Origin of the sequence: Pelosinus propionicus DSM 13327 (assembly GCF_900114615.1) — a bacterium.
Taxonomy (GTDB): Bacteria; Bacillota; Negativicutes; order DSM-13327; family DSM-13327; genus Pelosinus; species Pelosinus propionicus.
In genome coordinates this window covers 41,620-47,859 of record NZ_FOTS01000040.1, presented here as the reverse complement: position 1 = coordinate 47,859, position 6,240 = coordinate 41,620, and the positions used below count along the sequence as shown (strand labels likewise).

The 6,240-nt window shown below is 35.3% G+C and carries 16 protein-coding genes and 1 pseudogene; 12 read left to right on the top strand and 5 right to left on the bottom strand.

Features of this window, described 5'->3' with window-relative positions; all coding sequences use genetic code 11:
* A pseudogene (locus BMZ99_RS26785) lies at nt 1-209 on the bottom strand (hypothetical protein); the annotation flags it as partial.
* Between the two features lie 255 nt (nt 210-464).
* Between BMZ99_RS26785 and BMZ99_RS26460 the strand changes: the two are divergent.
* Complete coding sequence (locus tag BMZ99_RS26460) at nt 465-605, top strand: hypothetical protein (RefSeq protein WP_175490619.1); 141 nt, start codon at nt 465-467, stop codon at nt 603-605.
* A 12-nt stretch (nt 606-617) separates the two neighbouring features.
* Here BMZ99_RS26460 and BMZ99_RS18655 read toward each other — a convergent pair whose 3' ends face one another.
* Complete coding sequence (locus BMZ99_RS18655; RefSeq protein ID WP_090940941.1) at nt 618-1,019, bottom strand: helix-turn-helix domain-containing protein; 402 nt, start codon at nt 1,017-1,019, stop codon at nt 618-620.
* A gap of 153 nt (nt 1,020-1,172) precedes the next feature.
* Between BMZ99_RS18655 and BMZ99_RS18650 the strand changes: the two genes are divergently transcribed.
* Nucleotides 1,173-1,409, top strand: a complete 237-nt coding sequence (locus BMZ99_RS18650; protein ID WP_175490618.1) for a helix-turn-helix transcriptional regulator — start codon at nt 1,173-1,175, stop codon at nt 1,407-1,409.
* A gap of 2 nt (nt 1,410-1,411) precedes the next feature.
* Here the strand turns inward: BMZ99_RS18650 and BMZ99_RS25990 are convergent, their stop codons facing one another.
* On the bottom strand, nt 1,412-1,585 hold the full coding sequence (locus BMZ99_RS25990) for an Arc family DNA-binding protein (RefSeq protein WP_139214797.1): 174 nt from the start codon (nt 1,583-1,585) through the stop codon (nt 1,412-1,414).
* A gap of 96 nt (nt 1,586-1,681) precedes the next feature.
* On the opposite strand from BMZ99_RS25990, the gene BMZ99_RS18645 reads away from it, so the two are divergent.
* The 5 genes from BMZ99_RS18645 (at nt 1,682) to BMZ99_RS18635 (ending at nt 3,600) form a co-directional block, all read left to right on the top strand.
* A complete protein-coding gene (locus BMZ99_RS18645) occupies nt 1,682-1,957 on the top strand; it encodes a hypothetical protein (RefSeq protein WP_090940935.1) in 276 nt (91 codons plus the stop codon).
* The gene (locus BMZ99_RS26455) at nt 1,950-2,099 is read left to right on the top strand and encodes a hypothetical protein (protein WP_175490617.1); all 150 of its coding nucleotides are present in this window, start codon (nt 1,950-1,952) and stop codon (nt 2,097-2,099) included. The genes BMZ99_RS18645 and BMZ99_RS26455 overlap by 8 nt, the downstream gene beginning before the upstream one ends.
* Nucleotides 2,100-2,231: 132 nt before the next feature.
* Nucleotides 2,232-2,786 carry a hypothetical protein gene (locus tag BMZ99_RS18640; RefSeq protein ID WP_090940932.1) on the top strand — a complete coding sequence of 185 codons (555 nt, stop codon included), beginning with the start codon at nt 2,232-2,234 and terminating at the stop codon, nt 2,784-2,786.
* A gap of 417 nt (nt 2,787-3,203) precedes the next feature.
* Nucleotides 3,204-3,374: a hypothetical protein gene (locus BMZ99_RS26450; protein ID WP_175490616.1), complete on the top strand. Its 171-nt coding sequence runs from the start codon at nt 3,204-3,206 to the stop codon at nt 3,372-3,374.
* Complete coding sequence (locus BMZ99_RS18635; protein WP_090940929.1) at nt 3,367-3,600, top strand: hypothetical protein; 234 nt, start codon at nt 3,367-3,369, stop codon at nt 3,598-3,600. Before BMZ99_RS26450 ends, BMZ99_RS18635 begins: the two co-directional genes overlap by 8 nt.
* On the opposite strand, the gene BMZ99_RS18630 is transcribed toward BMZ99_RS18635, so the two are convergent.
* Nucleotides 3,557-3,868: a hypothetical protein gene (locus BMZ99_RS18630; protein WP_090940926.1), complete on the bottom strand. Its 312-nt coding sequence runs from the start codon at nt 3,866-3,868 to the stop codon at nt 3,557-3,559. The two genes, BMZ99_RS18635 and BMZ99_RS18630, sit on opposite strands and share 44 nt — an antisense overlap.
* Before the next feature lie 64 nt (nt 3,869-3,932).
* Here BMZ99_RS18630 and BMZ99_RS18625 point away from each other — a divergent pair, with 64 nt between their 5' ends.
* Nucleotides 3,933-4,154: a hypothetical protein gene (locus BMZ99_RS18625; RefSeq protein WP_090940924.1), complete on the top strand. Its 222-nt coding sequence runs from the start codon at nt 3,933-3,935 to the stop codon at nt 4,152-4,154.
* A gap of 16 nt (nt 4,155-4,170) precedes the next feature.
* Complete coding sequence (locus BMZ99_RS18620) at nt 4,171-4,572, top strand: hypothetical protein (RefSeq protein WP_090940921.1); 402 nt, start codon at nt 4,171-4,173, stop codon at nt 4,570-4,572.
* On the opposite strand, the gene BMZ99_RS27425 is transcribed toward BMZ99_RS18620, so the two are convergent.
* Nucleotides 4,565-4,699: a hypothetical protein gene (locus BMZ99_RS27425; protein WP_281246843.1), complete on the bottom strand. Its 135-nt coding sequence runs from the start codon at nt 4,697-4,699 to the stop codon at nt 4,565-4,567. The two genes, BMZ99_RS18620 and BMZ99_RS27425, sit on opposite strands and share 8 nt — an antisense overlap.
* 197 nt (nt 4,700-4,896) lie before the next feature.
* On the opposite strand from BMZ99_RS27425, the gene BMZ99_RS18610 reads away from it, so the two are divergent.
* Genes BMZ99_RS18610 through BMZ99_RS18600 form a run of 3 tightly spaced genes read left to right on the top strand, consistent with a single transcriptional unit; the run spans nt 4,897 to nt 6,239 of the window.
* Nucleotides 4,897-5,211 (top strand): hypothetical protein, encoded by a 315-nt coding sequence (locus tag BMZ99_RS18610; protein ID WP_090940915.1) that lies wholly within the window; start codon nt 4,897-4,899, stop codon nt 5,209-5,211.
* Nucleotides 5,204-5,929, top strand: a complete 726-nt coding sequence (locus tag BMZ99_RS18605; RefSeq protein ID WP_090940912.1) for a hypothetical protein — start codon at nt 5,204-5,206, stop codon at nt 5,927-5,929. The genes BMZ99_RS18610 and BMZ99_RS18605 overlap by 8 nt, the downstream gene beginning before the upstream one ends.
* Before the next feature lie 58 nt (nt 5,930-5,987).
* On the top strand, nt 5,988-6,239 hold the full coding sequence (locus BMZ99_RS18600) for a hypothetical protein (protein ID WP_090940909.1): 252 nt from the start codon (nt 5,988-5,990) through the stop codon (nt 6,237-6,239).
* The last annotated feature ends 1 nt before the right edge of the window (nt 6,240 follow it).

The window sequence follows — 6,240 nt, the reverse complement described above, 5'->3', positions numbered from 1 at the left end:
ATTTTGAAAAGCATTTTAGGTGAGACTACTGATTTTCTGCCTTTACGAGAATACGCTTTGTATAACAGCGAATAATCAAGTTGATCCATTATCTTACTTAACAGCCTGACCGAATCGTTTTCTGGTATGAGGATTTCGATAGGAAGCGGTAAAACTAGTTGATATGAATTTGTTTTTGTTGTAGGATTTATATGTGTAAAGTTTTTCATAGCAGTTTAATTCTACACCAAGAGGCAGGTTCTTCGGAACCTGCCTCTTGTATTTTTAATACATATAAGGGACTATCTCAATTTCTTATTGAGACAGCCCCTTTTCTTATTTGTCGAAAAAAAGTAGATATTGTAATAAAAGGTAGTTTAATAGTATGTTGAATTATTCCATTATAAGATGTAAAATTAAAACAATACAAATCGAACGTATGTTCGATAGTGTTCGATGTATTTGAAGAAATTTTGGAGGTTTCGATGATGCAATATTCAGCTAAGGAATGTGATAATGACGAAGAGCAAGCTATTATTTATTGCGAATTAACAAGTCTTTGTGATTATATAGAGTATGATGATGGTATGGTACTTATTGATAAAGATTATATAGACTTATTATAAAGAGAACAGGGGTTAATCCCCTGTTCTTTTATTTCGCAATAATTCACCTAATTCAACTAGTCTCTTTAAATCATCTAAAGAATAACCTTTCATTAACTGAAGTTTTTTAATGCCGTTGTCGCGCAATAGTTGTGCTATTTCTGGGTTTTTATGGTCTTGAGTGACTATCTCTTTCCCGTCAGGAGTAATCATATCTGTAAGTTTATAATCAATATTTGATCTTCCTAATAAGAAATCAGTATTTACGTTAAAATAATCGGCTATAGTTTTGACGCTTTCAATATCTGGCGTCGCTCTTCCTACTTCCCAATTTGCTAATGTATCCCTAGTGGTATTAATAAAAGGTGCCAATTCTTTTTGAGTTAATCCTTTTTTACTCCTTAATTCTTTTAATCTTTTGCCGAATGTGCTCAAATATCACACCTCCAAAATAATAATAATCGTTATTGTGCATATAAACAACATTTGTGAAAAAAAAACACTAAATAGAAAAAATACTCTTGACTGTGCATCTTATACACAATATAATATGTGTATAAGATGCACAAAAATATAAAGGAGGTAATAATGTTGAGACGTGAAAATCTTTTAAATGCTAGAAAAAAGGTAAACAAAACACAAGCACAAGTTGCCTTAGAGTGTTGTATTGACAGAACTGTTTATAGTCGAATTGAGACAGGAGTTATAAAAAGGGTTGATTATGAGCTTGCTATTTTAATTGCAAGAGCCGTTAAATCAACGGCTGACCATATTTTTTTGCCAATTGATGTGCATAATATTCACAATAAAAATATTGTAGCATAAATTTAATATTCAAATTTAATATCCCCATTTTCCTTTTCGTATTCTTCCACGAATTGTTCTAAGATTGTAGAAATTTGAGCATTTCTAGAACGGGATTTACGATTCGCGATTTCAGCAATTTTGTTTGCTGTTACCTCGCGCAGACGCAGTGTAAACTCTATTTTATCGGTTGCCATTGACATCCTCCTAATAAGTGATGTCAAGAGTATAGCAACCAAAGTGGTATCAGTCAGTAACCAAAATGGTATCAGTTTTTTGTAGGAGGTAGTAATATGGAAATCCCCTTATTAATGACGCCACGAGAGTTTGCGAAATACTCCGGCATGTCGGAGCATGTTATACGTGAAAAATGCATTCTTGGTCTTTATCCACATACTAAAAGTTATTCTACGGATGGTAGACCATTTTTAAAGGTTTTAGTTAGTAAGACACTGGCTATCATCGAAAAAGAGTGCCTAAATAATGCTCCTTTTATGGCAAAAGAAAAACCATCTTCAAAATCCAGTGGAGCCGTAAGCGTCATGGCGAAGGCTTTAAAATATGGATAATTCAAAGGCAGAAGTAGAAGTAATCAATATTCGTTTTAATTCATCTGTAAAACAGTTAACTCATGAAAGTGAGATCTTAAAGTGCATATTCTTATCTATACTATTTCTGCTAGTTCTATTCTTGGTTCCTGGCGATTTATAAAAAGAATGCCTATCCAAAGGACAGGCTAAAGTGGGGTGAGGAACGTTATAAAGTATTGTCCTCTAACTTGAGTATAGCAAATAATTCTGTGTAAAGGGTTTATGATTTTTACACAAAGAAAGGGGTAGAAAATTGATAGATATTACGCTCTTAGATCCTAGCTTACTAGAAAATATTCAGGATATGCTGCAACTCTCTATGATGTGCTGCGATAGACCACCAAAAGCATTAGCTGCAGATATTGGTTATTCGGTCAATTCGATATATGGGGCACTAACAGGAGAGCGAAGTATACCCGCAAAGGCAAGGCGCAAGTTGTCTCAACTTAATTTTATTGCTGCCGCGACTGTTGCCTTAGAAGGGACAGGGTTTACTAGATTGTTTGGGTATCAGAAAGTAGATAGGCATATACAATCGATGATCATTCGATTGAAAAAGCAAGACAAAGAAGTTACGGGATTGATCGATGATTTACCAATTATTCTTTTAGATAAAATTTCAAAAGATGACTTATCAGAAGATGACTTGCTAATCCTTAATGAAATAATGGAAAAGCTTGTTGATCGGACAAATTCAACTTTTAATCTCGTAATGGAACTAGAAAGTAAATATGGTTTAGGTGTTACTGAGTATATGCAAGGAAAAGAAAAATCGCCTGTGTTGGCGCACAGACGATTAAGTAGTTAAAAAATTTATTTGTTACCTTCATTATATCACGCTGGTATAGTGGCGGTCAATCGGAGGATTGGAAAAATGAAAGAACCAGTAAGAGGAAATCTTTGCACAAAAGCAACTGCTCGTGAATGGCGGATATGGTTTAAAGCATGTTCATTTGTTAAGAAAGTGAAAGCGTAGTTATGGTTAAACGTAATGTGCGTAAAAACTGCCCATATTGTTCTGCTCCAGGCAGGGCAACTAGTATGCATAATAAAACGGATACCCGTATGAGGTGCTTTGTCTGTAAAGAAATATGGTACTCCAGATCTGGTATATACCCAGATTGTAATAAACCAAATGGATATGTTAGTGACAGTCCGTGTGCTAAATGCTATGAAGTGCGGTTAAAACGGAAACATCGTAATGCGGTATAGGAGGTGAGAAACGATGGATAAATTGTTAGAAGTGCAAGAGGCATTAAGTCAATTTGTTATTGACACCGCAAAAAACAAAAACCCTGGCAATGCTGTTCAAGTATTACCAGAGGCTGTAAAGGTTCTTATCGACTTAAATAAATTTACTCGGAATCTGCTAAGGGGGAGGTGTGAAGGTGAATAAAAGAAGGAAGAACAAGAAAAATAGCGGCAGAAAAGAATTTTATTTAATCGTAAAAATGTTAACAAAAATAGAAAAAGAAATGGTCGAAATCAAGCAGCAACTTGAAGATCGACCTAAGAGCATTAACGAAACTATTCATATTAATGCGATTTCGTCAGAGAAAATTGCGGAATGGTTAAAATCTAACTCCCTACGAATACAGCAATTATTTGATCAGAGAAAATAGTCAAAGCATCTAATGAAATTTTAGTTTGATTCCCTGATGGAATAATGGTCACATCCTTAAGAGCGATAACATTAAATTCGCTTATCGGTTCTACCTTATCTTGATTTTCGGCTTTAATAACGTGCCTCTCATTATTTAAAGAGTTTACTACAGTACCGTCAATTTTACCTCTTATTAATCCATATGCCGTTAAAAGATTCAAATATTGGTTAGTATCTTTTGACATCACAACATTAGCAAGTAATGTAAATTGTTTAGCAGAAATCATAATTATCACCTCCCTTAAGTGATAATTCGATAAAAGCCAATAATTTCCTGTAGGAGGTGTAAAAGTGAATTGCGTTAAAGGACAAGAGCAACTTGATGAACGGCTAATAAGCATACTTGATAAAACAAAAAAAGCTGTGCAAACGGGTATAGTAAGTCTTCCGCGAAACAGCGAGTTTGTTTACGCAGTAAAAATTAATGATGAAACCTACGTTGTGCAAATTGAGAAGTATACACATGCAAATCAATTAATAGAAAAGCATAGTTCTCTTTTAACTAAGCTGTAATCAAGGATGAATCAAAGTGAATGAAGAGAGGCAGGTGAAAGCAATGGAAAATTTAAAGAGTCGCTTGACTTTTCTAGAAAAAGAAGTGTCTGACCTCAAAGAGCAATTTGAAGGACAGCCAGTAAAAGTACATGAGTGTGATTGTGGTCGAAGCATCCACCATGAAGATGCTAAATTCTGCGGCAATTGCGGATCTTGTTTGACTTACCAAAAATCAATCACGATCGAAGGAAGATTGATGACTCATGAAGATTCTCTTTGTATAGCAACTAAAGAGGGAATTTATTTTGTGAATGGCACTATCGCAGATCTGGCAAATGAAATCGGACTTGACCGTAGTAAGTTTGTACGTCTTTTGTTTAAAGAAATTGATGAAAAAGCAATCGAAGTGGATTATTTAAAAAAATCATCTAAATAATCTTTACTCCCGCCAACGAAAATGCAGTCAGATCTACTACATCCATATGAATCACGGCAACTGGATTGGCATTGTTGTGGCTTGGATGGTAATTTGGTATAGCGTTTTTCAATAGAAACATAGTCATCAATTCTGGAACAATGGTATTTGGTAGACGTAATTTTTTTCAATGACAATATAAAACACCTCCTTCGAGGTGATAATTCGTTGAAAACTTAAAAAATCCCTTGATAAGTTTTATTTTCTTAACCAATAAGAGACAGGAATACTCCATATTTATAGCCTGTCCCATACCTAAAAAAATATACAAGGAGTGAATAAAAAATGTCTGAAATACTTGTAACTCTATCTAGTGTTTGCGGTGGCAGTCTTGAAGAGCAATTTCAGAAGCTTTATCCTGCTGTGATCTCACAGTTAAAACCAGGAAATTCTGGATCAATCTCTTTTACAGTTAAATTCAAACGTATGGAAGATACCGCAACAATGGTAAACACATCATTTAGTTTAACCCCTAAGTTCCCAGCTATTAAGAAGGCAAGTATCTGTCAAATCACTGGCGAGGGTAAGCTCAAAACGGATGCTCCAATTGAAAACAGAGTAACTCAATTAAATTTAGTAGGAGGAAATAGCAATGAATAATACTGAAAAGCAAATCAACATTACCCCAGGTAGTGATGTCTTGGTAATTCGTACAGGTGAGGCAACTCCAATATATACATATAAAGGATTTGCGTACACCGCCGATTCGACTGACAGTCTGATTGCCTTAGTAAAGGCTAAAGGATCAAAAAAGGATGCTATTGTTGCTTATAACGCTGATGGTATCGAAGTAATTCTCGACGACACAGTGACCGATCGAAAGCAGGATCGTTTAGCCTATAAGTTCAAAAATTCAATTCAGTATGAAGAATGGGAGAAGATTTTAACTCGTGGACATGCCTTTGACCAAAAAGATTTTATCAAGTTTTTGCAAAGGCGCGAACTAGGTGAGATTGAGAACATCGAAAGCTTAATGGCTTCTGTCCAGCAGTTTAAATATGTTACCAATATTGCTGGTGACTTTACCTATGATGATAACAATAATTACAACTTTGCAATTAAGGTCGGTGAGGCGGAAGGCACTGTAAGATTACCGCAGTTCATACTTGCAAAGATTGCAATTTACTTAGAATCGGGACTCATTCAAACCATGGAAATTGAAATGGAAGTCATTCGCCCCCGAGGTGAAGGGGAAAAGCCAATGTTTAACCTAAGTTGTCCAAAACTCAGTAGATACCTACAGGAAGCCGTTGACCATGAGATCAAAAAACTAAAAAAAGAATTAGATGGTTATCTCATAGTAGCTGGCAATATCTAAAATTTTTAAAGAGCTGGGTAACACCAGCTCCTTTCATTAACTATAGGAGGGTAGGATTATGTGTCAATGTAAAAAATGCGCTTATAGTGATAAAACGCCGATAGGCAGAAGTTGTTCTAAAGGCGTACAATTTTGTACCGTTTCAGCTTGCAAGACCTGCCGTCTAGTAATGGCTAGATGCCTAGCATACGAACAAGAAACGGCATGCACAGCCTTTATTGCTAATAGTAAACAGGCAAGGCGATTATGTAAGTTTTGTATTAATTTTAAAGGCGGTAAGTGCCTTGTTTTGAATAAAAAGGTTGGGTGAT

What these genes read in the sequence shown, in the direction of transcription:
- BMZ99_RS26460 (WP_175490619.1), top strand. Translation starts at nt 465, where the DNA reads ATGATGCAATATTCAGCTAAGGAATGTGATAATGACGAAGAGCAAGCT.
- BMZ99_RS18610 (WP_090940915.1), top strand. Translation starts at nt 4,897, where the DNA reads ATGTCTGAAATACTTGTAACTCTATCTAGTGTTTGCGGTGGCAGTCTT.
- BMZ99_RS18605 (WP_090940912.1), top strand. Translation starts at nt 5,204, where the DNA reads ATGAATAATACTGAAAAGCAAATCAACATTACCCCAGGTAGTGATGTC.
- BMZ99_RS18600 (WP_090940909.1), top strand. Translation starts at nt 5,988, where the DNA reads ATGTGTCAATGTAAAAAATGCGCTTATAGTGATAAAACGCCGATAGGC.
- BMZ99_RS18650 (WP_175490618.1), top strand. Translation starts at nt 1,173, where the DNA reads ATGTTGAGACGTGAAAATCTTTTAAATGCTAGAAAAAAGGTAAACAAA.
- BMZ99_RS18630 (WP_090940926.1), bottom strand. Translation starts at nt 3,868, where the DNA reads ATGATTTCTGCTAAACAATTTACATTACTTGCTAATGTTGTGATGTCA.
- BMZ99_RS18645 (WP_090940935.1), top strand. Translation starts at nt 1,682, where the DNA reads ATGGAAATCCCCTTATTAATGACGCCACGAGAGTTTGCGAAATACTCC.
- BMZ99_RS26455 (WP_175490617.1), top strand. Translation starts at nt 1,950, where the DNA reads ATGGATAATTCAAAGGCAGAAGTAGAAGTAATCAATATTCGTTTTAAT.
- BMZ99_RS27425 (WP_281246843.1), bottom strand. Translation starts at nt 4,699, where the DNA reads ATGACTATGTTTCTATTGAAAAACGCTATACCAAATTACCATCCAAGC.
- BMZ99_RS25990 (WP_139214797.1), bottom strand. Translation starts at nt 1,585, where the DNA reads ATGGCAACCGATAAAATAGAGTTTACACTGCGTCTGCGCGAGGTAACA.
- BMZ99_RS26450 (WP_175490616.1), top strand. Translation starts at nt 3,204, where the DNA reads ATGGATAAATTGTTAGAAGTGCAAGAGGCATTAAGTCAATTTGTTATT.